General features: G+C 42.7%; 20 protein-coding genes and 4 pseudogenes. 4 read left to right on the top strand and 20 right to left on the bottom strand.

All coding sequences use genetic code 11. From position 1 onward, the window contains the following. Positions 1-220 precede the first annotated feature (220 nt). Positions 221-577: a hypothetical protein gene (locus CKO50_RS08270; protein ID WP_095727771.1), complete on the bottom strand. Its 357-nt coding sequence runs from the start codon at positions 575-577 to the stop codon at positions 221-223. Positions 578-1,013: 436 nt separating this feature from the next. Further along, positions 1,014-1,613 carry a hypothetical protein gene (locus CKO50_RS08265; RefSeq protein ID WP_141240131.1) on the bottom strand — a complete coding sequence of 200 codons (600 nt, stop codon included), beginning with the start codon at positions 1,611-1,613 and terminating at the stop codon, positions 1,014-1,016. Between the two features lie 505 nt (positions 1,614-2,118). Between CKO50_RS08265 and CKO50_RS08260 the strand changes: the two genes are divergently transcribed. Next, complete coding sequence (locus tag CKO50_RS08260) at positions 2,119-3,303, top strand: serine hydrolase (RefSeq protein WP_095727769.1); 1,185 nt, start codon at positions 2,119-2,121, stop codon at positions 3,301-3,303. A gap of 67 nt (positions 3,304-3,370) precedes the next feature. Here CKO50_RS08260 and CKO50_RS24530 read toward each other — a convergent pair. From CKO50_RS24530 to CKO50_RS08180, 16 genes and pseudogenes are all read right to left on the bottom strand, one after another. Further along, positions 3,371-3,739: pseudogene (locus tag CKO50_RS24530) on the bottom strand (transposase); the annotation flags it as partial. 221 nt (positions 3,740-3,960) lie between these two features. Then, a pseudogene (locus CKO50_RS08250) lies at positions 3,961-4,542 on the bottom strand (transposase); the annotation flags it as partial. A 182-nt stretch (positions 4,543-4,724) separates the two neighbouring features. Then, positions 4,725-5,498, bottom strand: a complete 774-nt coding sequence (locus tag CKO50_RS08245) for a M48 family metallopeptidase (RefSeq protein WP_095727768.1) — start codon at positions 5,496-5,498, stop codon at positions 4,725-4,727. Beyond that, positions 5,461-5,847: a hypothetical protein gene (locus tag CKO50_RS08240; protein ID WP_095727767.1), complete on the bottom strand. Its 387-nt coding sequence runs from the start codon at positions 5,845-5,847 to the stop codon at positions 5,461-5,463. The genes CKO50_RS08245 and CKO50_RS08240 overlap by 38 nt, the downstream gene beginning before the upstream one ends. 18 nt (positions 5,848-5,865) lie before the next feature. Then, positions 5,866-6,090 carry a membrane protein insertion efficiency factor YidD gene (gene yidD / locus CKO50_RS08235; RefSeq protein ID WP_095727766.1) on the bottom strand — a complete coding sequence of 75 codons (225 nt, stop codon included), beginning with the start codon at positions 6,088-6,090 and terminating at the stop codon, positions 5,866-5,868. Beyond that, positions 6,083-6,307, bottom strand: coding sequence for a DUF4177 domain-containing protein (locus CKO50_RS08230; RefSeq protein ID WP_010603664.1), 225 nt, complete (start codon positions 6,305-6,307; stop codon positions 6,083-6,085). Before CKO50_RS08230 ends, yidD begins: the two co-directional genes overlap by 8 nt. A gap of 110 nt (positions 6,308-6,417) precedes the next feature. After that, positions 6,418-7,134 carry an aspartate/glutamate racemase family protein gene (locus CKO50_RS08225; RefSeq protein WP_095727765.1) on the bottom strand — a complete coding sequence of 239 codons (717 nt, stop codon included), beginning with the start codon at positions 7,132-7,134 and terminating at the stop codon, positions 6,418-6,420. Between the two features lie 63 nt (positions 7,135-7,197). Further along, a complete protein-coding gene (locus CKO50_RS08220) occupies positions 7,198-8,331 on the bottom strand; it encodes a PepSY domain-containing protein (RefSeq protein WP_095727764.1) in 1,134 nt (377 codons plus the stop codon). Between the two features lie 339 nt (positions 8,332-8,670). Continuing rightward, the gene (locus CKO50_RS08215) at positions 8,671-10,776 is read right to left on the bottom strand and encodes a TonB-dependent siderophore receptor (RefSeq protein WP_095727763.1); all 2,106 of its coding nucleotides are present in this window, start codon (positions 10,774-10,776) and stop codon (positions 8,671-8,673) included. A gap of 64 nt (positions 10,777-10,840) precedes the next feature. Then, positions 10,841-11,683 (bottom strand): response regulator transcription factor, encoded by an 843-nt coding sequence (locus CKO50_RS08210; RefSeq protein WP_095727762.1) that lies wholly within the window; start codon positions 11,681-11,683, stop codon positions 10,841-10,843. A 93-nt stretch (positions 11,684-11,776) separates the two neighbouring features. Beyond that, positions 11,777-13,642: a S8 family serine peptidase gene (locus CKO50_RS08205; protein ID WP_095727761.1), complete on the bottom strand. Its 1,866-nt coding sequence runs from the start codon at positions 13,640-13,642 to the stop codon at positions 11,777-11,779. A gap of 542 nt (positions 13,643-14,184) precedes the next feature. After that, entirely contained in the window at positions 14,185-14,985 is an 801-nt protein-coding gene (locus tag CKO50_RS08200) for a DNA-binding domain-containing protein (protein ID WP_095727760.1), read from the bottom strand. Continuing rightward, positions 14,978-15,808 carry a DUF692 domain-containing protein gene (locus CKO50_RS08195; protein ID WP_095727759.1) on the bottom strand — a complete coding sequence of 277 codons (831 nt, stop codon included), beginning with the start codon at positions 15,806-15,808 and terminating at the stop codon, positions 14,978-14,980. Before CKO50_RS08195 ends, CKO50_RS08200 begins: the two co-directional genes overlap by 8 nt. Before the next feature lie 85 nt (positions 15,809-15,893). Further along, a complete protein-coding gene (locus CKO50_RS08190) occupies positions 15,894-16,343 on the bottom strand; it encodes a hypothetical protein (RefSeq protein ID WP_095727758.1) in 450 nt (149 codons plus the stop codon). Between the two features lie 127 nt (positions 16,344-16,470). Beyond that, positions 16,471-17,463, bottom strand: coding sequence for an AraC family transcriptional regulator (locus CKO50_RS08185; RefSeq protein ID WP_095727757.1), 993 nt, complete (start codon positions 17,461-17,463; stop codon positions 16,471-16,473). Continuing rightward, positions 17,463-18,323, bottom strand: coding sequence for a GGDEF domain-containing protein (locus CKO50_RS08180; protein WP_255229487.1), 861 nt, complete (start codon positions 18,321-18,323; stop codon positions 17,463-17,465). The genes CKO50_RS08185 and CKO50_RS08180 overlap by 1 nt, the downstream gene beginning before the upstream one ends. A gap of 398 nt (positions 18,324-18,721) precedes the next feature. Between CKO50_RS08180 and CKO50_RS08175 the strand changes: the two genes are divergently transcribed. The 3 genes and pseudogenes from CKO50_RS08175 to CKO50_RS08165 all read left to right on the top strand — a co-directional run bounded on the left by CKO50_RS08175 (position 18,722) and on the right by CKO50_RS08165 (position 24,476). Then, positions 18,722-21,511 (top strand): TonB-dependent receptor, encoded by a 2,790-nt coding sequence (locus CKO50_RS08175; RefSeq protein WP_095727755.1) that lies wholly within the window; start codon positions 18,722-18,724, stop codon positions 21,509-21,511. Positions 21,512-21,668: 157 nt separating this feature from the next. Continuing rightward, a pseudogene (locus CKO50_RS08170) lies at positions 21,669-22,924 on the top strand (metallophosphoesterase). A gap of 139 nt (positions 22,925-23,063) precedes the next feature. Beyond that, positions 23,064-24,476, top strand: coding sequence for a hypothetical protein (locus CKO50_RS08165; RefSeq protein WP_095727754.1), 1,413 nt, complete (start codon positions 23,064-23,066; stop codon positions 24,474-24,476). Positions 24,477-24,552: 76 nt separating this feature from the next. Here CKO50_RS08165 and CKO50_RS08160 read toward each other — a convergent pair whose 3' ends face one another. Both CKO50_RS08160 and CKO50_RS08155 read right to left on the bottom strand, forming a co-directional pair. After that, positions 24,553-25,155 carry a hypothetical protein gene (locus CKO50_RS08160; protein ID WP_095727753.1) on the bottom strand — a complete coding sequence of 201 codons (603 nt, stop codon included), beginning with the start codon at positions 25,153-25,155 and terminating at the stop codon, positions 24,553-24,555. 33 nt (positions 25,156-25,188) lie between these two features. Continuing rightward, positions 25,189-25,409 (bottom strand): annotated as a pseudogene (locus CKO50_RS08155) (hypothetical protein); the annotation flags it as partial.

Here is a 25,409-nt window from a genome sequence, read left to right as displayed (position 1 = left end):
ATTGAGGAGAAAACCTGACGCGAGCTACGCCAAAGGCTTCTTATTTAGAACGACTAAATAATAATATTTTCGTCTTGCCTACATGGGGGTAGATACCTTGGCGATAGCAGGGCGCGGTAGCTGTGTTATCGACAAGATTTTTTCACCTCAAAATAAACCACTTAATTAAGTCAATTGGTATAACTTTCGCAGCATATAAATTAAATTTTTTAGTAAGAATTTAGTTTGGCTGTAGCCTAAGCGGTAAAATAGGAGGTCGATAGAAGGAGGTCGCAATACTATGAATATCTGGAGTCGGAGTCGATCGTACAGAGCCACCAAAACGAATGAGTTCTGAGGCAATAGGGTTTATAGGAATGTATGCAAAGGTTGCACAGGTGTTTTCTGGGCAAATGCAATCGTTCTCGCAGCAATCTGTGTCACAACAATCATCTGCACCTTGCTGGTATTCGTTTTGAGATTCAAGTGTGATCGATTGCGTGATAATAATGTCGTCATCAGATACAAAAAAGGGAGATGCTAATGCTTGCCCAACAAAGGCAGCCAACATCGTCATCATAATAAGTAGTTTTGACATTCCCTTACACATAATAATCTCTACTCGAAACTGCCGCACATTGTAGGGAATAATTTAAGATAAGTGAAGTGTATTGGAGGCGATAAATGAGCGTTGATTATAAAAGCCTGTGACGTAGCGATACTAGAAAAGTTAAGAAAGGCTATAAATTACCCCATATGATCTTAGCTTTAGTGTTAAGGTGGACTTATTCCACCTTTTTTGAAATACGTATTACTACTTAACCTGAGCTTCGGATAATTAATGCCTTTCTAGCAGCCAGTTTTTGCGCTAACTGCGTTGAATTCACTTCCAATAGCCAGCTATTGGTGCGTAAATTCGTCTAGTTATCCCTAAAACTCTCTGGCTAGATAAGGAAATAATTTAATGTATGTTTAAAAACAATTAGTTAGCTCATTTCTTATCCAAACCTCAGGTTACTTAAAAATTATGTAAACTAGAAAGTAAATTCTAGATCTTTAATAACTCTCGATTGGATACCCCTAATTAAACTATTGTCTTTAAGTGCACTGGAAAAGCGGCCTGTTCTAACTCTCTGAATTTCCATGTCAAATTCACATGGTTTTGAAGTTGCAATCTGTTCTAGATCTATGAGGCCAGCGCTTTTTGCATTGAATGTATTGCTTGTCGAGTTTCCAAATTGTGTTGAGAAAGAGCCTGTCACTGACCCGCCCGTATTATTTGAACATGCATAGTTAACGATAAGAGATGTTTCACTCGCTAAGTCTATTCCATCAATATGAATTTCAATATCTTCATCATATCGAAAAGTTTTCGCTGCTTCGGGGGTAAGTACGAGAAAGCCCAAAGGAAGCTCTACAGACGCTGAAGCATTTTGTTCCTTCTTTCGATTTAACTGGATAGTATATAGGCTGTTACCAGTTACAACTGAGGATCTGCCCTCGTAATCAATATCTAGAATGTCAGTATCTTTAGTCAATGGGATCGTTTGGCCATTTACGATCGCTCTTAGCGTATCACCTTCGCTTAAGTTTACATTAGAGCCGAACGAGTCCCCGACATTTAACTCGGCCACAATTCGAGCTCTTTCTCCATTTGAATTTATTAATATATCCGCACTAATTGCGTTTGTTTTCAAAAGATCAGATTCTGTCTCAGATGTACAGGCTGTGAGAAATGTGCTGATACTAGCTACTGTTATAGGTAGCAGATAAAGTTTGGAAAGTTTCATTTTTTACCCGTGATTCACTTAAAAACAGATTTTCTAATTTAGAAACAGAGATTGCAAGTTAAAAACTGTAATAGGGTTGTACAGTAAAAGGAAATAATTACTGTTAATCGCAGGGGTATGTGTTTATCCAATTATGTTGCTCGTCGCTTTCCTCGGAGAGAAAACGTTAAAAAGACACCCATTTTTAAACTGTGACGATAAAGTGGGTGTCTGCATATGCCAACATCTGCATATGCCAACAATACAGGCGCTACAGTTAGTTTGATGTTTGAAACTTAATTGTCGTCAAAGCAAACTTTTTACGGCCTCAATACGACAATAATATTTTAGTGTTTGAATAGGCCGATATATGAAAATCACACTGCTGGCAGCTTTGGTTACTGTGGCGAGTTGTGCAGAACAAAAGTTGAAAGCTGTAGCACCAGATTATATAAATAAACAACGAGTATTCGAGCATAGTATTCGCGAAATTAATGATAACGGAGTGAGTAGTGAAACATCGAGTACACTTCAATCCAGAATGAGCACATACCGCGTCCCCGCTGTTAGCATTACTGTTTTTGATAATAATCATATTCTTTGGTCGAAAGGTTACGGCGTTACAGATGAGTACTCAAAAGTGAATGTAACGCCGGATACGCTGTTTCAGGCTGCTTCCATTTCTAAAGCGGTAACGAGCTTTGGTGCTTTTAAGATGATAGAGCTAGGTCGTTTTGGACTACATGAAGATGTAAACAGTAAGCTTACACGTTGGCAGGTCCCCAATAATAAATTTACTAAAGAAAATAAAGTGACACCCAGTCGAATTATGAGTCACACCTCAGGGCTTAATGTACAAGGGTTCGCTGGTTATGGCAGAAACCAAATAACTCCTTCGCTCGTACAGGTTTTACAAGGGAGTGAGTTGAGTAATTCCCCATCAGTTAGAGTGTTTCAAACACCTGGGAAGTCTGAATTTTATTCAGGTGGTGGCATGACAGTTTTGCAACTGTTGATGGAAGATAGTAGTGGGCTGTCATTCTCTGAGTTAATGGAAAAGCAGGTATTAAAGCCCCTAAACATGAATAACAGCTCTTTTAAGTTAGCGTCGCTGAATCTGCCTCAATATAGAGTTGCTAAAGGTCATGATTTACAAGCAAATATGATCGCTGGAGGTTATCGGCTATATCCTGAAAAGGCAGCTGCGGGGTTATGGAGTACTCCTTCTGATTTAGCATTATTTATGATTGCTCTAGGTAAGTCCTATCGTGGTGATGAAGAAAGCTTATTATCTCCACATCTTGCGAAAGTCATGCTTACTAGAGTTCCCGGTGCTGGTGGTACAGGAATAGGACTCGATGGAGAAGGTAACGCTTATAGATTTAGACATAGTGGTGGGAATGCCGGGTATACTTGCTATGCTGTGTCTTTTGCTAGTGTTGGCCGAGGTTTTGTTGTTATGACAAACTCAGACAATGGCTTTCAATTAATCCATGAAATCTCTAGAGCCATTTCTGAAGTTTATGATTGGCCTGCATTATGGATGCATGAATGAGCAAACTATATTGCTTTTCGCTAAGGCGTAATTGGTCTAGGTTCTCAATTCTTAATTGATTTGATGATTAACCAAAAAGTGCTACACAATTGGAGATATTCGAACGCCGTTGAATTGAGAGTGAATCACAATATTTTTGCTTTGCTGCTAAGCTACCGGCGGCTCCATGGATCACAGTACTAAATTGTGTTGTCAGGGTTATCCAGTTCTTAAAGGTTAGGTTTAGCCTGTCTAAAATCGGTTGTTTGTTTTTAATGTAACCTATTTTGTCACTTCTTATGCAGCTTCCTGTGAGTTCGATCAGTTCGAGGTATGATGACAGCTCTAGCGGTATACCTTTAGGCATATGCTTTCTCGGATTGCCAACAAACCGGAATAGTGAGCGAGGTTGCTTTCCTTGTTTGGCTGATTCAATGCGCCTTTTTACACTCGTGTATTTAACCTGAGCTGCGGATAATTAATGCCTTTCTAGCAGCCAGTTTTAGCGCTAACTGCGTTGAATTCACTTCCAATAGCCAGCTATTGGTGCGTAAATTCGCCTTGTTTTCCCTAAAACTCTCTGGCTAGACAAGGAAAAAACTAAGTTGTGCTTTAGCAACAATGAGTTGGAACATTCCTTATCCAAACCTCAGGTTATTTAGATTCTTCAGGTAGCTTAGCTAGGTTAGCGCGAATGGGGTTTAGATCAACATAAGCCATGCACGCAGCAAGTGCAGCTTCATCAAGTAGCGCTTGTGATTTAAAGCGCCCCTCCCAAAACCGACCTGTACATTGGTCTTCTTGATTTGCTCGTCGTGCAATATACTCATTAAGTGTTCTCATAAACCAGCTAATACAGGTAATGCGTGATCGATATATATTGATAGTATTATCAAGTATTGACTTTTCCGCATCTGATAATGGCTCGTTACGAATAAACTTATGTGTGAGCCAATTGCCTTTAAACTGCTTGTGCCAGCGAATGATAATAGCTTTGTCAGTTAGACGTTTGGCTTTTTGAATATCAACGTGCAGAACTATATGAGTGTGGTTATTCATAACCGCATATGCACAGACATCAATGCAAAACGTTTTTTTGAGGGCGAGTAGCTTTTCTTCGACCCAATCTCTGCGATGCTCGTAAGAACGTCCAGTGGCTATATCCTGACCGCAAAGGTAGGCTTGCCTAACACAGCGAGAAATACAGTGATAATATTTGGTTTCTGATAGACAAATTTGTCGGCAGCGTGCAGTGGCCATATTAGATACCTTCAATCCTTTGAATGTATGTTAAGAGTAGATTACCTTAGTCAATTTAACAAATGAAATACTAAATGGGTGGGTGTCTTTTGTCTTTTCTTTTGTCTTTTTAAAATTTGGCGGCTTTTTAAACGTTTGTACTGAGCAGAATTTAATAAGACACCCATTTTAACCTTTAAGGATCACGGGTTTTGTTTGAGCTGCTCGATGCGTTGCTCAAAACTTGGGTGTGTGCTTAACCAACTATGCTGTTCATCGCTTTCCTTGGCGAGTTTTTCGAATATAGAGATCATTGCGTCACTATTACCATACAGCGCCATTAGCTTGTTATGCGTGTACAAATCAGCCTCGAGTTCAGCTTGCTGAGAGTAATTTTGGTTGATACCTAACATTGCGCCCTGCATCATAAGATCTGAGAGCGCAGAGATGTCACCCAATACGACACTCAAACTGACAAATACGATAGAGGAGCTCACAAGGGATTCCATTACGTGATTATGCTCGACATGACCAATCTCGTGGAGTAACACTGCGCTAAGCTCTTGCTGAGTAGACGCCAGTTCGACCATGTTATCGGTGATCACAATGGTACCATTGGCAAGTGCCATGGCGTTGGCTTTATCTTTCCACTGCCTAAATTCAAGTTTAAATTCACGTTCACTCGATGCATTGGTGCCAAGCAGTGAGACAAATAAAGCACGAGTCTCTTGCTGTTTGATTTCACTTAGTTTTGATTCAGAAAATTCCGAGTTATCTAGCTCATTTAGGCTACCCTCGTCGATGATTTGGTAGATTGGTTTGGGCAATGAGGCTGAAATCTTTTCAGCAAAATAAGGCACGCCTTTGGTATAAAACTGATAACCACTAAATAAAACGACCACTACCGTGGCCGCTATAATCCAAAGCCACTGCGTTTCTTTAGATTGTTTGACTCTGTTGCGTATCTTTGAGCTCATCTAGCACTTCTCGCATCACATCGATGTTGTATTTTCTCACTATTTTTTGGCTATTAAATAACTGAGGTAGCTCAATTAAACACACTAAAATTAGCAGAACCCAGCCATAAAAGAGAATAAACACAAGCCCCAATAACATCAAGGTGAGGTTAATTGCACCTCGTGCAGTTTTACCCAGATAAAAGTGATGTAAACCTGCGGCAAAGAAGTAATTGAGTACGGCGTAAGTATCAGGATCTTTTACTAGCTGTTCTTCTAGCTGGTAGTACTGCTTGCGCGCTTCAGGACTTAGCTGAGCAACTTGGTTTCTTAACGATTCTTCTTGTTCTCTTAATGCTATTTCGTCCATGCAAACTCCTAGGGTTGGTCACGGTAGGGGGTCTGACTTTACTTCAATACAATCTGGGTCATTACAGCGCTTGATACGACAAAAGCCGATACGCACGCCTTTAAAGAAGCCGTATTTTTCGATTGCTTGATAGGTATATTCAGAGCATGACGGCGTAAAGTTACAACTTATATTGAAGTGGGTTTTTGCTCCACCATTCGCTTGATAGCGGCGAATGGCAGATAGAGCAAAGCGTTTAAGCACGTTTACGACCAAGTGTTAAGATCACGGCTTCACGGCTCCAAAATAGCAGAAAACGTTTGTTTTCGATAACTTGGAAAACAAGCTGCCAGCCATCTTGCGCTTCCATGTTTAAAGTTGCTTCAAGTTTTTTTAACGGTAATCCACTTGAGCCAAGTAACAGTGTGCCGCAGCCACCTTCAACTACATGGATAACTTTATATTCGTCGTATTGGGTCATAATACATCCCTGATTTAATTAGAATAAGTGAGATTTAATTCTATAGTAGCCAAGTAATCGCGACAATAGCGATTTCGTTGTTATTTTTTTAATTACAACAAAATTTGATATTACTCATGAATAAAGCAAGATGTAGCCCCGAGTAACCACTCTACAACGGCTTCGGCATGAAGTTTGGTCGTGTCATAAAGAGGGACTTGAGTATGCACTTGTTGAACGAGCAAACCGATTTCTGTGCAACCTAAAATAACCCCTTCAGCCCCTTGTTGATAGAGTGCATCGATGATGTCTAGATAAGTTTGCCTTGAGCTCGCGTTGACTTCACCGCGACATAATTCGTCATAAATTATGTGGTGAACTAAAGCTTGTTGGTCCCCATCAGGTGTTATGACCTCAATGCCGTGAAGATCTTGTAATCGTGCTTTATAAAAGTCTTGTTGCATTGTAAATCTCGTACCTAATAGCGCGATGCGTTTTACGTCGTCGTCTTTAAGTCGCTTCGCGGTTGCATCGACAATATGCAGTATCGGTAATCCTGATGCTGCGCTAATTTCATCTGAAACTTTATGCATGGTGTTGGTACAGATCACAATGGCATCTGAGCCGGCAAGCTTCAACGAAGTAGCAGCGCCTGCCAAAATGGTCGTCATTTTCTGCCAATCACCAGCAGCTTGAAGCTCTGCAATTTCGGCAAAGTCGACGCTATACAAGCAAAGTTTGGCACTGTGTAGTCCGCCAAGCTTTGCTTTAACGGTTTGATTGATAAGCTGGTAGTAGCTTTGTGTTGACTCCCAACTCATACCGCCAATTAGCCCAAGTTGTTTCATAGTGATTGCTCGTTATTTGTTGATAATAACGACAATAACGGATCTGGATTAAAACTTGAACCGTCAGCTTAAGGCGAGTTGACGGTTTTTCTTACTCTTGTGTTTTTTACGCTTTCTCTGCCACCATAAATATAGCCCGGTAAAACCAAGCAATACGGGGGCGAGTCCCATAATGCACCAAATTATTTTACTGGTAAGTCCTGCAAAGTGGCCAAAGTGGAGTTTTCTAAAACTGTCAATTACCCGGTCTACAGTAGACGCCGTTCGAATATCGTATGCAAAGGTTTGTTTACCAGATTGCGCATCAAAGCTAACCGTTGCTGCATAGTTACTAATGAACGGGTTGGCATCATCGACGCTACCAAAAATGGTAATGTTGGCTTGCTCTGGCTCAAATGGAAATAGCCAGTAGGTTGGTTTAAGTCCGTCAACCGCACGATGGCTTTGGGTCATCATGGCATCAAAATCTAATGAGTGATTAAACATTGTGTGACTGACAATATGGTGCCCATCTTCTTGGTGTTCAAAAGCCTCGTGATAATACTCCACTGCATTAAAGTAAACGCCAGTAATGCCGAGCGCGAGCAATACTGGCGCACTCCAAATGCCAATTACCTTATGCAGGTCGCTCATAATGACGAGCCGAGGGGCTTGGCGCCTAAAGCTAAAGAATCGCCGCCAAAAGCGCCGGTATATCACTAAACCGGAAACACCGAGCAAGGTAAAAAGTATAGCCACAGCTAAACCAATAACGACACCCATGTGTGGAAAGGTTTTACTCACATTATCGAGTAGTAAGGTGTAATGTAGGTGAAGAATAAAATCAGTAAAGTCGCTGTGAATACCCACAGGCTCGCTTAGCATTTTTCCCGCGTAAGGATCTAGATACGTTTTAAACCATGTGTCTGTGCCATGCTTTAATAAATAGACTCTATCAGCTTCATAGCCATCATCGAATATTTCCCAGCTACCAATTTCATAATTTGGATGGGTGTCTGCGACATAATTAACGAGCACCTTCATGGGCTGACGTTGGACGTCTTGGTCTTGATAAGTCAATGTCGCTTGCTTTGGAAGTAATAGACTATCTATCTCGAATTTAAACACCAACATGCTACCTGTGACTGACATAACGGCGAGCGGCAGTATCGCGATTAATGCCATTGCACTGTGCCATTTAAATAGTGTTTTACGCATTGTTTTCCTTTGAGTTAAAGCTAAATGAGAATGAACAAAGAGATGAATTAACAAGGACACCCACCTTAATGCTTTCAGGTGCGTTAAGGTGGATGTTTATTTAAATCTTCATTTAAATCTTTCCATTTAAATCTTCACTGTCTACCTCGAATTTAAACACCAACATGCTACTCGTGGCAGACAGAATTAACAAGGACAGAATTAACAAGGACACCCACTTTAGTGGAAAGGTGGATGTTTATTTAAATCTTCATTTAAATCAATTTAAATCAATTTAGGTGTCTATTTAAATCGTTTAAACCTTTTTAGATCTTTCCGTAAATTCTCTTAGGTGAGAGACTAAAAGCGATAGTGAAGACCAACATCGGCTTTGCGCTCTGCCCCCATCCAGCAGTTACTTTCGTCATAGCATGCGCCAACGTAACGCTTGTCACTGAGGTTACTAATGCTAAAGGTGAGCCTGGCTTGCTCGCTGAGTTCATAATCAAAGGCGATGTCGAATAAGGTATAGGATGGCACGGTATCTGAGTTGTATTTGCCAACATAACTCTCGCCAACATACCGAGCACCAACACTGACTTTAAGTGCGTCTAGCAGGCTTGGGTAATAGTTTAACCAAAGCGAAGCGGTGTTATCAGCCACCCACACTAAGCGTTTACCCACTAAATCTTGGTCTAATTCATTTTTAGTGACTTTCTGGTCTAGATGCGTGGCATTGAACTGCACATCAACTTGTTCGTTAAAGGTGTGAGAAGCCTCAAGCTCAATACCTTTGGACTGGATTTCACCGGCTTGAGTTTTCGTGACAAAGTCTTTGCTGTTAATGATTTCGTTCTGCTTGGTGAGATCGAATAGCGCAAATGTTAGCTGTGTATTGCGAGATTGATATTTAACGCCAAGTTCCCATTGTTCTGCTTCAGTTGGTTTGAAGGCTTGTTGAGTTACGCTATCTTCTCCTGCAACGGGTTCAAATGACTGGCTATAGCTCACGTAAGGTCGCCAACCAGAATCCAGCTGATAAAGTGCGGCAATCCTTCCGGTGAGTTGGGTGTCATCGATATTTGATTCTGTTTGCCACTCGGTGCCAGCGTAGTTTTTATCAGCAGTAACATCACTGGTGAAACTGTCGTATCTAAGACCCGCCAAGAGGGTCAAGGCTGATATTGTCACTTCGTCTTGGATGTAAAACGCGCGGTTACTTTGTTCAATATCGTGCGTTTCGGTATAAAAGTTAAGTGGCAGCGCGCTTATATCAAACGCTGCATAATTGGGCGCTGCTAGATTAATACTTGGTGTGCCTGTCCCGAGTGTATCCCAGTATCCTACTGTAGAGCTTAATGTCTTGTATTCAAAACCTAAGAGTAAGTGATGTGATGAGTTGCCAACCGTAAAGTGAGTAGACAATTGGTTGTCTAAAACATAGCCATGTTGCGTTTCATCGGTTTTATATGCTGCACGGGCAAGTATGGTATCGCTATCTGCAATTAAGTTTTGGTTGTAGGTATTTTGCTGTAGGCCTTCTGCATCGGTGTAACGCCAGTTGGCAAACAAAGCCCAATTGTCGGACAAATTGTGTTCCAGCTTTAGCCCTGCCATTAGCGTTGTTCTATCAAAATTAGACCAATTGATATCGCCTGCAAATGCATCGGCATCTAGATAACCGTAACTTGCACGCGTGAGCGTACCAACGCTATGTAAGGGGGTAGATGGTATGGCTTTGGGGTCGTCTTGGTAATAAAGCTGTGCAGTTAACGCCGTATCATGGTTCGGTTGCCAGCGCAGTGAAGGAGCAAATACAGTGCGTTCTTCTTCTGTTGTTTTTTGCTGGCCATCACTTGTTCTTGATAGCGCAATGGCACGATAGCTTAATTCATCGGTGATCACACCTCCATGGTCAATGCCGATTTCTTTGAGTGCTCTGCTACCGACTCTCAGGCGGATTTGGGTTTGCTCGGTGCCATTAGCAAGCTTTGCAATTTGGTTCACCATGCCACCTGGCGGGGCTGAGCCGTAAAGTACTGACGCTGGGCCTTTTAACACCTCAATGGTTTCGGTGGCAAAGGCATCAACTTGAGGATATAAATTCCAAAGATTGTTAGATTGCAGTTCTAGGCCATCGTAATAGTTTCGATAAGATTCAAAACCGCGAATAGTGTATTGGTCAAAAATGGTGACTGTACTGCGGCTCTCAGGTGTGATACCAGAAACATAGCGTAACGCAGCATTGACCGAGTCAGCTTGGCGTAGCTGCAGGGTATCTTGATCTATATGAGAAATAGAAAAGGGCGCGTTGATTGGTGCTAAAGACGACTTTGTTCCGGTACTTTTATATTGGCTGCCCTGAACTTCTATTCTTTCTAACTCATCTTTTTGGTTTTCATTGGCACTGGTGGTTTGAGAAAGCAGTGAGAGGCACACTGCAGCATAGAGCGCGTTAATTTTCATTGTTCTACTACTATGGATAATGAGAGTGATTCTTATTATATATATTTACAAGGTTCAGTTTTGTCTAAGAGTGCACTCGTTGTGAAATTTGCTTAGGTGAAAGAGAAAATAATTGCTTAAAACGGCGACTGAAGTGCGCCTGATTTTTAAATCCGCTATCAATAGCAATTTGATTTAATGATGCCGAACTATTGAGTAAGTCAAAATAAGCGTGAGTGAGCCTGGTGCGGATCAGATATTCACTGGCACTCAGATCAGATGCGGCAAAGAGTTTGTGAATATAACGTTTTGACCAGCCAGAGTGCTCACATAGCATGTCGATACAAAATGCTTCATCACTTGCATGTGTAGAGATGAGCCGTTTTAATTTGGTCAACGGCGACCTTGGTAATTGGGTCGGCTGGCAAGCACTTAGCAGCAGTACAATTTCATCTTCGAGCCACTTTGCCGCTGTTAAATTTTGCGTAGTGGTGGTTAAGGCGGTTTTGAATAATGTTGATAGACCAGAGGGAATTGTCAGCGCTTGTCCATGTAAAAGCCGCTTGCCGGTTCGAGATGCTAGCCAATTGATTGGAAAATTGAAGCTAACAGCGTGGTATTGTGTAGGAAGATGAAACACATGTTTTTGATTTGCTTCAAGATAGATTAGCTGCGTTAGATCAGCACGCTGCAAGGATTGCTCAGTCAGCCACCAACCATTTCCTTCAGTTATGAGGATCAGACTACCATAGTTTTCAGGCATCTTCGTTGCAGTTTGTGCAGTGCGATGGTAAATAATGCCATCGAGCTTTACTTGCGAGATACTACTACAGATGAGCGGCACTTCGGTGTGTAGTTCACCGTCAGACACATGGTCATAAAACCCTTGATGTAATAATTGGCTGTAGAGGTCTAGTACAATACTCATTAAAAACAAAAGTGGCGGCTCAAATGAACCACCACTGTACTTGTTTTTTCAATAAACCCCAAACGAAATGAGATTTATTTGTAATAAAGCCAATTAATAGCTTGCAACAAGTGTTACGCCAGTGAAGCTAGAATAGCCACGCAACTTGATGTAATAGGTTGCACCTTGGCCTGAACTTAAACTACAAGATTCATTATTACCATTTAAGAATGGACGGCAGTCATAGGTGGAAGTCGTTGGTGCTGCACCTTTACGTACATATAGGTCTGCATCGCCAGACCCACCAGAACTTGCTACTGTCAATGTTACGTTTGCTGGAACATCAATCGTGTATAGCAATTCTTGGGCAGATGCACCAGCTAGGCCACTTACAGGGATGCCATTTTCTAAGCAGTTGCTACCACAGCCACCTGGATCTGATGAGTAAGTGCCAGTGAGGGTTGCATTTGCATACGCAGAGTAACCATTTAGCATTACATACCAATCACCCGCGGTAGGGTTTGTGAAATCGCATGATTCATTATTACCGCTTTGATAAGGGCGACAAGCGTAACTATTCAGCGTTGGTTGAGTGCCTTGCTGTACATAAAGGTCGGCATCGCCAGTACCACCAGCAAGTGAGAAGTTCAGTGCGCTAGTGCCTGCTGGAACAACCAGCTTATAGAAAGTTTGTTGATTAGCTGATCCTGATGCGCTGACGCCTTGGCCATTAACTAGCTCTGTGATTGGATCAGGATCAGGGTCCGGATCAGTGCCATCAGCTAGCGTATAAAGTAGTTCATTAGGCGAACCGCTTTGTGGGTTAGAGACTTTACCTTTTGATGAGCGTTGGCTCAGCAAGCTATCAATTTGTGACGGGCTTAGACCTGGGTTTTCATCCAAATATAGCGCAACAGCACCCGCAACGTGCGGTGCGGCCATCGAAGTACCGCTGATGGTATTGGTTGATGTATCTGAGTTATACCAAGCTGAAGTAATACTTGAACCCGGTGCATAAATGTCTAGACAGTTACCATAGTTTGAGAAACTCGAACGGGCATCGCTACTTGTGGTTGAACCCACAGTGATTGCATTGGCTGCACGTGCAGGTGAGTAATTACAGGCATTGCTATTGTCATTACCCGCCGCAACAACAAAGCTAACGCCTGAGGCAACTGCGTTATTTACTGCGTCATCAACCGCTTGAGAAACGCCACCACCCAAACTCATGTTAGCAACGGATGGGCCTGATGCATTGTTTTTAACCCAATCGATACCAGAAATAACGCCTGAATATGAACCCGAGCCGTTACAACCCAATACTCTTACGCCAACGATATTGACGTTTTTCGCTACCCCATATTCACCGCCACCAATTGTGCCAGCAACATGGGTACCATGACCGTTACAGTCTGTTGCATCATTGTCATTATCAACAAAGTCATAACCATGTGATGCACGGTTACCAAATTCATTGTGACTAATGCGAACACCTGTATCGATAACATAGGCCGTTACGCCAGTGCCATCAAAATCATAATGGTAGTTTGAGTTTAGGGGGAGGTTACGTTGATCGACGCGATCTAAACCCCAAGTTGGATTAGCTTGGTCGCCGCTTGCTGTGATAGCGGGGGTCACTGTAACCACTTGGTCTTGTTCGATATAGTCAATATTTGGATTATTAAGCAGACCTTTTAGTTGCTTTGCCGATGCATTAATCACCACACCGTTTAGCACGCCACCAAACTCTTTTGTAATGCTTACGTTATGTTGATTCTGTAACGTTTTAGCTTGCTTATTAGCGAAGGCTGCAACCGCTTTACTGTCTTTGACATTTAAAACAGAAGGTGTTGTGAACACCACAATGTACTGATCTTCGATTGCTTTGTTTGATTCTACGCTAAGTATTTTAGCGGCTTGTGCGTTGACGGAAGTCAAACCCGCTAATACTGCAAAACTAATAGCACTTAATTTACGCATTTTGTTGTTCCTTGCATGTTGTTTTGTTTAATTGTGTTTACCAACCTCAAGGTTATGAATTTATCTAGCTGCTGTAGACGCGTTACTCACCAAAGTTCAATGCTTGGTTGCATTTGTCTTAAGATAGTGAACAACGCCAGCTAAATAAAAATTGCACATAATTTCGACTGGTTACACTAGGATAGAAGTAAAGCTTAAAAATAAACAAAAAATACAAAAAAAATTTACAATGCGTATTTTAATGCATAGATTAGCTGACCAGATAAGCGAGAGGTTTGCTCCTGCTTTTTATATTTTACCAATAAATACATGTGGTTAATTTTTATTTTAGGGAGAGGTAACACTACAAGGAAAGGGGAATAAATAGGCTGTAAAAATTCCAAATGAGTATAGGGTATGTGATTTTTGTTAATTTATCTTTACATTTAGGCTTGGTTTTTGACTTTTGAATTGTTAACAAGGACAAAACCAACCAAGGTGAAAACCATGCTTATTATTAAACCTGGTTGATACAGCTTTAGCTTCTCTTTGATCCTCATTTTCTATGCCGATTTGTTGAATATCGCAACTTTAAAGCCACTAAACCATCCCAAGTTAAGCCCTTTTTGTAGTAACTGCATCACCATTGCTGTGCCTTGTGCTAAATCATCACTTTGCTCGGCCGCGTATTCACAGACAAAACTAAACGGCAGTGCATTCTTCATGCTTTGTAGACAAGCAAATTCTGCTTCCGTTAACGAGTGATACCCAGTGCGCATATCGCGCTCTCTGGCGAGTATCCAGTAGTTTGGCTTTGTCGACACTTCAGGGACTGGTGTACTGTTCTTTAACGCTTGCCAGCTGTCGACCGCATTATGTGTAAATCCTAATAAGTGAACGCTGGGGTGAAAAGTAAACTGCAAGTTTGGAAATTGTGCAGCTGCAATTTTTTGTAGGTGCACAAGTCCCAATTGAGGCGCATCTTCTGCGTCAAAAGCACTGAGTAATGTACGCTCAAATTGTGCAATTTCAGTGAGAATTGGGTAGCGTTTAAATGGCTCAAATTGACTTAAATATTCAGGAAGTGCATCGCCAAACTGGCGCAATGAGGTCGAACGCGAAGGAAAATGCTGTAGATAGCCCGAAAACATCTCATCAAACAGGGCATCACCCAAGTAAAAGCCAAGCATTTCGTGATCTTGTTCTAACACTTTTTTTAATCTGATGTGGTAAGCGTTAGTGTATATTTGCGCACGTTGCGCGACATTTAGGCCACTTTGATATTCAATTTCAGCCATTAATTGGCTGTCATCGCCTTTTAGCATTGCAATAAAGGCGTGTTGCAGCGCGGCGAGATCAGCCATATGTTCTCCAACTACTAGGGGCTATTCCTTTGGCCAAGTTCAGCTCTTGTAACAATCCCGCGAGCTCAGGAAAGTTATCATCACGCTCAATCATAGTGTTAATGGGAGATCTGTTTTGAGTATATTGTCGATATAAACTCCATACCTCTTCGCAAATTGGTTGGTCGTGCGTATCAACAATATGGGTCCCAAAATCGCTATGGCCAGCCAAGTGAATTTGCGCGACCGCTTGTGTTGGTATGGCGTTTAGGTAAGTTATTGGATCGAATTGGTGATTGCGCGAGCTTACATATACATTGTTGATGTCGAGCAATAACTGGCATCCGGTACGCTGGTGTAATTCGCTCAAAAACGCCCACTCTGTCAGCTCAGATTGTTTGTAGTTTAAATAATTTGAGACATTTTCGAAGATCATTGGACGCTCAAGGTAGTCCTGCACTTGTTTGATTCTTGCGGTGAGCTGTATCAGCGCTTCTTCGGTGTAGGGAAGTGGCAATAAATCATGGCTATTAAATTCGCCTAAGCTGCTAAAGCAGAGGTGATCTGACACCCATTCGGGTTCAACCCGTGCGATGGTGCGTTTAAGTTGCGCAAGGTAATTCATATCTAGGGGCGAAGTACTGCCTATCGACATCGATACTCCGTGCATCACAATGGGGTAGCGTTCTTTAATCTGCGAGAGGTAATACCAAGGCTTGCCGCCGTCGACAAAGTAATTCTCAGAGATAATCTCAAACCAATCTACTTGTGGCTGAGTGTCGATAATAGCGTCAAAATAACACGTGCGTAGACCAAGACCAAAGCCCAAAAAGGGTACTGACATAATTGCGCTCTTTTAATGCATTGTGCGTGTTTATCTATTGCAATAATAATCTTGATAGATAAACACGCGCCGAGGTTAACGCTTATTAGCTTTCTGCTTTGCCACCAATGTCAGCACAGGCCTTTGCTGGCATGCTGACAAATCCAGTCCCTTTGCAAGAAGCGTGTCCCGCACAAGCATTACTTGCGGTTTTACAATCGTTATGGCCTCCGCAAACGTTGACATCGTGGCAGTGCACAAGGTCGGCCTTTGCGACACTGCCAATCCAAGCGTCTTTTTGATTGCCACCGACATCACTACACGCTTTGCTCGGCATGGCAACAAAACCTGTACCTTTGCAAGAAGCTTGTCCTGAGCAGGCATTACTCGCTGTTTTACAATCGTTATGTCCACCACAAACATTGACGTCATAACAATGCACTAAATCTGTTTCAGCTGTCGCAGCTTGTGCGCTTGTAGAATTGCTTTCTGTGCTATTACAACCGACCAAACCCGCTACCACCATCGCCATTGCAGCGCCCGTTAATGCTTTCATGTTTTTAATCCTCTTTGTTATCTATTAATGTGCTTAGCCCCTGGGATTATCGAAACGCAGTCACGTTATAAAAGACCTAGTAACCGCAAGATCCATTTCAGTGTAGAAGAAAAAATGGGGGATAAAGTTAAATCTTACGAAAATAAGAAGGCGTTAATCCCGTCCAGCGCTTAAATGCACGGCGAAAATTAGTGATGTCGCTAAACTGTAAAGCGGTTGCAATTTGTTCATTGGAATAGCCTTGCTCAGTCACATAAAACATGGCTTGTTGACGATGCAGTCTGTCTTTTTCGTTAATAAAAGTAGTCTGATGTAGCTTGAGTTTACGTTTAAAAGTTGCAGCGCTCATGCCCATCATTTCGGCGATTTGCTCACTATGATATTTAGGGTATTTTAACTGTAAGCGGTGCAGCTGGGCGAGAAATCCACGCTGTGGTGAGGGCAAGGCTTTTAACTGCCGAGCCACTAAATAAGGGAACGTGCCAATTTGTTGCTGAGCTAAAGCTTGGTTACTCATTACAACGGCAAAATCACTGTGATCAAAGCTGTAAGCTAGGTGTATATGGCTCAGGTATTGCGCGACTTGTTTTGGCTTTGTATACGGAAACTGCAATGTTAATATGGTTTCTGGGCTGCGCCACTTAAGGTAGCCACAACAAAGGCTTGCCATTGTTTCACATAAAAATCGCGTGACCGCAGGCTTACCTTCTGCAATGGCGGGTGAAAACAGTAAATGGCAGCTTGTTTCTGTCTGGAGTTTTCTAACGTGGTAAAAAGGCAATATATCCAAACCTCTAAGCAGAAGCACTTTGAGTAATTGCTGTATATTGTGGCAATTAAATAACAGCTCGGCATGGTGACTGATTAGCGTATTAAGTAGGTATTGGCCGTAAATAAAACTGACTTCCTGACAGCTCGCCTGACTGACAAGGTTGCTTACTATTGTTTCAAACTGCTCATAACTAATGCAGGTTGGGTTAGCGTGCAGATCGGTATAAAACAACTTACTGCCTTTCAAAATGATGTCTGCATGTACACCGCGCTGAGAAGCCAACTCCACCAAGGGGAGTGCAAAATAGCGACTCGCAAGTTGTTTTGTTTGACACTCAAAATAGGACATTAAGCCGTGGCTTCCTTGGCCTGATTCAGCTCGTTCACAAGCGCTGCTATCAGAGATTCAAATTCACAGTGTTTGCCATCAACTTCGATACAGCTCCATCTCACTGCACTATATTGCGGCTGGTTTTCACCGTCATCATAGTTGGCGTGGCGAGCGATAAATTCAGCCGCACGGTTGGCAAAAGCTTGGGCTTGAACATGATTGGTTTGCGGGTGAACGACAACAAATTTATCCGCTGCAAAACGACATAGCAGATCACTCTCCCGCATGCTCAAGGAGAGCATATCGGCAATATCGCGCAGTAACTGATTACTTTTTTGCATACCATGCTGGCGAGAATAAGCGGCAAAATCACATATATCGAATAGCGTTAAGCAAAATGGGCTATTGCCATTGGCAAGGCGGGATTGTTCGTGGCGAACTTGATTTTGCATATACTCTACGCTGTAGAGGCCGGTGACAAAGTCGGTCATGCTGTGGTCACGATAAAAACGCTCTTTTTTCATTAAGGTTTGATTGAATATGCTTTGTTCCTTATACCAGTAATAGGCTGAAATACTCATCAGCACCATGCCAAAGCAAGCTGGGATCGCTTCAAAACTAGTTAAATAATGGGGCGTGAACACCACCATCTCATCCAAAAAATCCCACAGCATAGAAACATACATGGCACTCAACCCTGCAAACAGCAGGTTAGTGACGAGTCCTTTTGGTCGAGTGAGCAAGGTCACTGCAATCCAAATCAGTGTCATCAGCGTGAGGCCGCCTTCACCAAGGCTATCGAGCCAATTGACTTCCGACAGTGGTCGCAGTACTGAGGTATAGGCTGTAATGGTAATGGCAACCAGTGTGAGTAGCATTAGTAGCAACCACCGCGATTGATGAAGTAAAAAAGGCTGAGGTTTCATATTTGTTGTCTAGTCAAAATGTAGAGCGATATAGTAAAAATTTGCGCTTGGTGCTGATAGGGTCAATTTAGCTCAGTAAAGGCGATGTTTTTATGACAAAAACTGCAACATTTTTGCGTAACAGCAGCTAGCAAACCGATTGTTATTCAGAGTTCAGGTTAAATATCGTTGCCAAAATCCTAAGGGCTGGGGGGTCATATCGGCTCAAATTCATGCGCTCGGCTGGCATAAACGTCCTGTTATAGGCCGCAGCGCACTTGAGTGAAATAAAAGCGTCACGTTTTCGCATTAGGGTAGCCGCGACGTTTTAGCGAGGCGCTAAAATTCTACTCAACCTGTGCGAGCAAATAATGAAAAAAAACCTACCGACAAGCTTTACACTTTCTGCCGTTGCGATGATCTGCGCTGGACTGACGTTAAGCTCAGCTGCAAATGCTAACACCCTAACAGGGCAAGTTAGCTCCGTATCGCAAAAGAGCCACTTTCATGGGGCAAAAGTGGTGATCAAAGAATTGGACAGAACCCTTATCTCTGAGCGAGATGGTCGCTTTACCGCAACGAATGTCCCTGCGGGTAATTATACGCTTGAGATAAGTTATCTTGGCGCTGAAACAGTGACTAAAAGCATCACAATTACTGATAACCAAGTCACCGATGTTCAAGTACAGCTTGGTTCTCAAACGGGCCAAATGGACGATATTATTGTTGTAGGGCAAAGAGCTGGACAAGCAGGTGCATTAAACCGACAAAAAAATGCGCTATCGCTTAAGTCGATCGTCAGCGCGGATTCCATCGGTCAGTTGCCGGATCAAAACGCAGCAGAAGCACTGCAACGTCTGCCTGGGCTTTCTATTCAGCGAGATCAAGGTGAAGGCCGTTTTGTGGCAATTCGTGGGATCGACCCAAATCTCAACAACGTGACCATCAATGGTGCCAACGTGCCTTCTCCTGAAGCGGGCGTGCGCTCGGTGGCGATGGATGTCATCCCAAGTGAATTAGTGCAAAGCCTAGAGGTGAGCAAAACGGTCACACCGGATATGGACGCATCAGCGGTGGGTGGTAGCATCGAAGTAAAAAGCCTCAGTGCTTTTGACCGAGAAGGGCAGAGCCACAGCGTGACGTTACAAGCGTCACACAATGAACAGGTGAGCGAGACCAGTCCAAAAGCGTCGTTTAGCTTCACCGATATTTATGCCGCAGGCAAAGAGTTGGAAGTTGGGGTTGCAACGGCGGTATCTTGGTTTGAGCGTGAGTTTGGTTCTCATAATATGGAAACCGACGGCGGCTGGATGAAACTAGAAATGGACGATGTGAACTCAGAAGAAGAAGTGAGCTTTTTTGGTGCTGAGGAAATGGAGCAGCGCCACTATCGTATTACGCGAGAGCGTTTAGGGGCGGCACTGAATCTTGATGTGCATCACAAAGGGTTTAATAAATACTACTTACGCACGCTCTACAGCAAGTTTTCTGACGATGAATTTCGTCAACGCAATGAGTACAAGTTTGACAAAGGCGATGTATTTGCCGATGAGCTAAGTCAAAATGCGGCCTATTTCTCAGGTGCAGAAATGGATAGAGATACCAAAGACAGATATGAAGAGCAAAGCATTTTATCTGTGGTTTTGGGCGGCGAAAACTTAGTGCAGGATTGGTTTATTGAATACAGCATTGGCTACTCGAAATCAGATGAAAGCGAGCCAAATCGCTTGGATACCTCATTTGCTGGAGAAGATTTTGCGCTAGGGTATGTAGTGGATGGTAAGACACCCACGCTTGCAGCGGATGAAGCTTCCCAGCAGCTTAGCAATTTTGAAATCGATGAAATTGTCTGGGAGAACAACCTAAGTGAAGATGAAAATACCAGCTTTAGACTGGACTTAACTAAAGACTTCACTTTACTTGGTCACAATGCGCAAATTAAATTTGGTGGTAAATATGCCGACCGTGAAAAGTTTAACCGCGTTGATGCCAAGCTATATGACGGCGGCTTTGATGACCTAACGGCGAAAGACTTTGCCGCCAATGAGCCTGAGTATGAGCTTGGGGCCTTTGGTCCGGGTTTAAGTCGCGGCCAGATCCGCGACTACTTTTACAGTAAGCGCAGTTCCCTTGAGCTAAACCAGCTTGAAACTGACATTGAAACACAAGGTCGTTCATACACCAGTGAAGAAACCGTCACCGCGCTCTACGCGATGCTGACGGTCGATATTGATAAACTCAATGTTATTGCAGGCTTTAGATACGAAGGCACAGACTATGCAACGAGTGGTAATCGTGTTGAACTCATTAATGATGAAGTGAATGACGTTGAGCGCGTCGAGATCAACCAATGGCAAGTTGAAGATAGCTACGACCATTTATTACCAAATTTAACATTACGCTATGAAATCAGCGATAAGCTGATCACCCGTTTTGCCTATACACAAACTCTTGCGCGTCCAAGCTTTGAAGATGCAGCAGCATTTCAAATCATAGAAACAGAGACCACAAAAGATGATGGCGAAATTGAAATTGAGCGTAAAGCCGAAGTCGGAAACCCAGACTTAGACCCATACAAGTCAACAAACTATGACTTCTCGGTAGAATATTACCCCGGTGCGATTGGCGTGTTATCTGCGGGCGTTTTTCACAAAAACATCGATAATTTTATTGCCAAAGCCGAGGTGCAAGATAACGGTCAGTGGCAAGGCTATAAAGAAGTTATTCAAAGTGTTAATGGCGGCACCGCTGAACTAACAGGGGTAGAACTTGCGTACACGAAGAACTTTAAAAATGGTTTGATGCTCTCAGCGAATGGTACATTTATTGACGCTGATGATAACTTACCAAACCAATCCGACACCGTGGGTAATCTGATGTTTGGTTATGAAAATAGCCAAATAAGTGCAAGGTTAAGTGCGTCGTACAAGAGCAAAAGCTTTTTGTTTGAAGAGAACAAGCAGCGCGTTTTCCAAGACGACCATCTGCAACTCGATTTCAGCATGAAGTACTTTTATACCGAGCAAACTCAGCTTTATTTCAACGCGATCAATTTAACCGACGAGCCGATGAGCATTTATCAAGGCGACACTCGTTACAACTACCAATACGAAACCTATGGGCGTTCATTTGAGCTTGGAGTAACGGTAACATCCTTCTAAGAAAGAAATAAAGGTGGGTGTCCTTGTAAAAGCATTGTAAAAGCAAAAGGATTATTAAAAGGACAGCCACCGTATCGAGTTAGGATCTTAGGTATTAGCAGGACACCCACCTTATTTATATGCAGGAGGATGCAGTGGTAACACTGTGTCGGTAACAATGAAAATAACATCAGTAGCATTACTATTCGCGCTTAGTAGCGCAGCGCAAGCCGCAGAAAATATTAACTTTCTGGCCTTTGGTGATGGCGGCTATCACCCAGATTATCCAAAAACAAAGCACATTAAATCGCCTAAAAATAAGGCCGAGTTTATTGCTGCTGAAAAGGCGGATTGGTTAGAAGAGCATCGCCCGCTCGAAGAGTTTAATCATGCGCCTATCTATGTTTATCCGGGAACCGAAACCGCAACGGAGGAAACCGGTGCGTTGGTGGTTGGACAGGCAATGGCCTCTTTGTGTGAGAAAAAGCCATGCGACTTTGCTATTCAGCTTGGTGATAATATCTATCCTGACGGTGCGGCGGCTAATGATGGCAAAGACGACCAAAAGCGTATGGATGACTTGATTTTAGGACCGCTAAAGCCGCTCCTTATTCAAAACCCAGAATTGGTCGTGTACTCAGCGTTAGGCAACCACGATTGGAAGACGTCCCGTCGCGGCGTGAAATTACAGACCGAGTGGATGGCTAAGCAAGCTAATTTTCACATGGATGGCAAAGGTTATTACAGCTACACCTTTGGTGAGACAGGCAATAATGTCGAGTTTTTTGTACTTGATACCAATATGTTGCTCTCTGGCCAGCATTATTACGAAATTCCACTAAAACNGGTAGCGAGCAGGGATTGGCGAGTGCACTGGCGAGTGGTCAAGCCGAAGTTGAAGACATTGAAAAACATGAGCAACCTGTCAATGGGGAAGATCACAGGCAATTGGCTTGGCTTGCAAATGGGCTTAAAAACTCAACCGCAAAATGGAAAATTGTATATGGACACCATGTACTTTGGTCTATTGGTGGCACCAAGTACGATGAAGCACATGTGCTACGCCGCTTAATCTTACCCGAACTATGTGAGTATGCAGATGCATATATCGCAGGCCATGAGCATGATTTGGAACTGTTAACGGACGACTGCTCACGTGTACTCCCTGGAAACACAAAGCCTAAGTTACCACTTATTATCAGCGGCGCCGCATCAAAAATGCGCGGCACGCATACACCGCTTGCTAACTATCAAGAAAAGCGTTACCCAGAGTACGAGCTAGTCTGGAATAAAGCTTTTACTTGGGGCTTTGCGCATATCGAATTAGACAACCAAAAAGACATGTTAAATGTGTCGTTTTACTCAACGCCAAACGATTTAAGCGGTCAGCTGGTGCCAGAGCAAAGCTTTAGCTTCGCTCACCGCAGTAAGTAACGGATCAGCAGGCGATAAACATGCGGTTTTAAGCATTTAAAAAGGGTGAAATACAGATTAAATGTAATGCTGTGTAATTGATAACTTCCGTTTTGATGAACTAGATTTAACAGGAGTTTTACATCTTAAGGAAAGCATCATGCTACCGTCATCAATTACACGCACTAAACTTCAACTACTTGGAATGTCATTATTGCTTGCTACAAGTACACTGGCTGCGCCAAGTGCGCTTGCTTACTCGAACGATACTTCTTGTAAACCGAATAACGATTGGTTTGGCAGCCCTGTGCCAAATCCTCCTGAAGGTGCAAATAGTCCGTTTGCATTTAAAGGTGGTAAAGATCTCTCGACAAACTGCGATTTTCATCAGTGGTCGTGGAATAAGTTTCTCTATTTAACGCAGCCTGACAAGCGTGCTCCTGGCGGCTTGTTGATGTTTGGTTCTGGGTTTTGGCAGGTTGATAATGCACTAAAACCTTATTTTGCTCCTTGGAATGATTTATTAAACCCAACCGGACTTCGCCCCGCAAATGTGTTGATCTTGGAAGATATAAACCAAGCAGGATCAGGTGGCGTTATTTACAGCAAGTTTGGTGGGACGCCCGTCCATTATTCGATCCACGTTAACGACACTTATATGAAGTCAGCAACCTCCCACCCTAAAGCAGATAGCAAAGCTGAATTTGCTGTGGGGTCGGTTGAGTTAAAGGTTGCTTGGATGGATGTCAAAGCGCTGCAGCAAGTCTATCCAAAGCTTGATTTAGCTGAGCATTTTTATATTCGTAAAGCGGTTTACCAAAAAGACAATAAATATAGCGGTACGGGAGAAGTGGCGCTCGTTGGCATGCATGTTGTCGGTGTGGTTGAAAATCACCCAGAGTTTATTTGGGCGACGTTCGAGCATAAATTGAGTGCACCAGATTACTATAGCTCTGAGGGAAAGTTTAAGAAAAGCACGGCTTACTTACAGCAAGATAAAGTAGTGAGTAATAGTCACGATCTGCTATTTTATCGGGGCGGAACAGAAGTGCAAAATGCACATTTAACGTATCCAGCTTCTGAAACTACGACCAACACGTTTCGGTTATATCAATACGGCGTGCCAAACGGCAATCCATATATAGCGGGTGATAACCCTGAGCTGGTGGGGAGTCAGACACAACAAGCTCAAGATGAAACTAACTTCAATAATATTACTGAACTAAATAGCTTAGTGAATGTAAAACTGGAACAAAAGAATCCCGTTTGGAGTAACTACTTTTACGCCGGATCAATCTGGCTGAGCACGCAAGATTACGATTTTGCAAATGGCATTAGTGGCGATATTGTGGGTAAGGGAGCCAACGAGGCGTTACGCGGCTCATTGGCGGTTGCCAATATCACTATGGAAACTTATACCCAAACTTCCATCGATAGTGATGTAACAGGCAGTGAGCCACAAATTAAGTCGTCTAACTGCTTTAGTTGCCATGGTATAAGTGCAGGTAAATCAACGATGCAAGTAAGCCATATTTACAACAACTATTTAAAGTTAATGCAAAAGAGTCAGTAAATCAGGGTTCCTGAATGCGCACAGGCTCAAAATAATAAGCCACCGATTTTAGCGGTGGCTTATTACTTCAAGGAGTTTAATCAATTTGCTTTGTGGGTTGCTTTATCTTTTGCATTAGAAAGAACAAAAGTCCTATAAAAACGATATTGATGAACGCCATGATAAGGGCTACTTGATCCTCTGAGTGCCCGCGAAAGTCAGACAGCAAATCGGCAAAGATAAATAGGCTATAAAACGTACCTGCTACATTTAAGCCCCATGCTACAAAACGGGATGTCTTTATAAGCTGAGTGTAATCGCTAAGCTTTGCCATAATAAAGTGATACCCATACATCACACCAACGGCTGCCATCATTAAGCCGACAGCTGCATTGTCGCCTCGTTTATTTAAATAATATGCATCGAAACATAAAGCACCAACTGCAAAGATGCCTATCAAAATAACAATGGCTTTAATCAAAAATTCAGCGACTGGGTTGGGCTCTCGCTTTGTTGAAACTTGAGATCTTGTCATCGTAACTTGCTGACCATTCCGTATTACTTGTTGCGGCTGTTGTTGATGAGCTTGACCATATTTGGGTTGTTGATTTTGCACACTCACATCACTGATTGCACGAGTGGGCGTTCCTTCATCTAGAATATGCTCAACGCATTTCTTAATTAACTTATTTATTGTCACAAAAACTCCTTGTCATAGAGATTAATTCGAGTATTACCAAAACTCTTTATCTAACGGACGGTCGTTTTCTAAATCGTAAAAAGGGGCTTGTTTTACTAAATCTTCACCTAATATGATTATTTTATCTTGCTCCATAAAGTCACTGCTTTCGATTACCTCTTGCCAGCCTTTGTAAAAGGATGTAGGTATAGGTTGTGTGTTATCCATAAAACGATGGATTTCACTCCACAGCTCCATGCTATCTTCTAAGTCTC

This window comes from Pseudoalteromonas sp. HM-SA03 (assembly GCF_002289345.1).
Classification (GTDB): Bacteria; Pseudomonadota; Gammaproteobacteria; order Enterobacterales; family Alteromonadaceae; genus Pseudoalteromonas.
The sequence above is the reverse complement of the archived record's forward strand: the minus strand, read 5'-3'. Positions and strand labels throughout refer to the sequence as shown.

Coding starts and splice junctions, on each gene's coding strand:
- CKO50_RS08270 (WP_095727771.1), bottom strand. CDS start 577: ATGTCAAAACTACTTATTATGATGACGATGTTGGCTGCCTTTGTTGGG.
- CKO50_RS08260 (WP_095727769.1), top strand. CDS start 2,119: ATGAAAATCACACTGCTGGCAGCTTTGGTTACTGTGGCGAGTTGTGCA.
- CKO50_RS08245 (WP_095727768.1), bottom strand. CDS start 5,498: ATGAGCTCAAAGATACGCAACAGAGTCAAACAATCTAAAGAAACGCAG.
- CKO50_RS08240 (WP_095727767.1), bottom strand. CDS start 5,847: ATGGACGAAATAGCATTAAGAGAACAAGAAGAATCGTTAAGAAACCAA.
- CKO50_RS08230 (WP_010603664.1), bottom strand. CDS start 6,307: ATGACCCAATACGACGAATATAAAGTTATCCATGTAGTTGAAGGTGGC.
- CKO50_RS08225 (WP_095727765.1), bottom strand. CDS start 7,134: ATGAAACAACTTGGGCTAATTGGCGGTATGAGTTGGGAGTCAACACAA.
- CKO50_RS08220 (WP_095727764.1), bottom strand. CDS start 8,331: ATGCGTAAAACACTATTTAAATGGCACAGTGCAATGGCATTAATCGCG.
- CKO50_RS08215 (WP_095727763.1), bottom strand. CDS start 10,776: ATGAAAATTAACGCGCTCTATGCTGCAGTGTGCCTCTCACTGCTTTCT.
- CKO50_RS08210 (WP_095727762.1), bottom strand. CDS start 11,683: ATGAGTATTGTACTAGACCTCTACAGCCAATTATTACATCAAGGGTTT.
- CKO50_RS08205 (WP_095727761.1), bottom strand. CDS start 13,642: ATGCGTAAATTAAGTGCTATTAGTTTTGCAGTATTAGCGGGTTTGACT.
- CKO50_RS08200 (WP_095727760.1), bottom strand. CDS start 14,985: ATGGCTGATCTCGCCGCGCTGCAACACGCCTTTATTGCAATGCTAAAA.
- CKO50_RS08195 (WP_095727759.1), bottom strand. CDS start 15,808: ATGTCAGTACCCTTTTTGGGCTTTGGTCTTGGTCTACGCACGTGTTAT.
- CKO50_RS08190 (WP_095727758.1), bottom strand. CDS start 16,343: ATGAAAGCATTAACGGGCGCTGCAATGGCGATGGTGGTAGCGGGTTTG.
- CKO50_RS08185 (WP_095727757.1), bottom strand. CDS start 17,463: ATGTCCTATTTTGAGTGTCAAACAAAACAACTTGCGAGTCGCTATTTT.
- CKO50_RS08180 (WP_255229487.1), bottom strand. CDS start 18,323: ATGCTACTCACACTGGTTGCCATTACCATTACAGCCTATACCTCAGTA.
- CKO50_RS08175 (WP_095727755.1), top strand. CDS start 18,722: ATGAAAAAAAACCTACCGACAAGCTTTACACTTTCTGCCGTTGCGATG.
- CKO50_RS08165 (WP_095727754.1), top strand. CDS start 23,064: ATGCTACCGTCATCAATTACACGCACTAAACTTCAACTACTTGGAATG.